Genomic DNA, 534 nt, shown 5'->3' with positions numbered 1-534 from the left:
CTCAGAGAATTGCTTCTATTAATGTAGGAGAAGGAATTGTTGGAAGGGTAGTGGATACTCTAGGTACTCCTATTGATGGAAAAGGGCCTATTCAGGGAGAGACTTTTCAAATGCCATTGGAGCGTAAAGCCCCTGGGGTTATTTTCCGTCAACCTGTTACAGAGCCTTTACAAACAGGGATCAAGGCAATTGATGCCATGGTGCCAATTGGACGGGGACAAAGGGAATTAGTAATTGGTGACCGTCAAACAGGTAAAACTGCCGTGGTTATTGATACCATCCTAAACCAAAAAGAATTTTATGATGCAGGGGAACCTGTTTATTGTATATATGTGGCTATTGGGCAAAAAGCCTCTACTGTAGCAGGTATCGCCAAGACTCTGGAAGATAAGGGAGCTCTTGCTTATACCACTATTGTTGCTGCAAACGCATCAGATCCTGCACCAATGCAGGTTTATGCTCCTTTTGCAGGTGCTGCAATTGGTGAATATTTTAGGGACACAGGACGTCCTGCCTTGATCGTTTATGATGATC

The 534-nt window shown here is 43.8% G+C and carries 1 pseudogene; it reads left to right on the top strand.

Annotated features, from left to right (window positions below):
• Positions 1–534: pseudogene (locus HC175_RS17155) on the top strand (F0F1 ATP synthase subunit alpha); the annotation flags it as partial.

It is taken from the genome of Salinimicrobium oceani (assembly GCF_012037645.1).
Note: the sequence above shows the minus strand (reverse complement) of the source record. Positions and strands in the feature narration are given on the sequence as shown.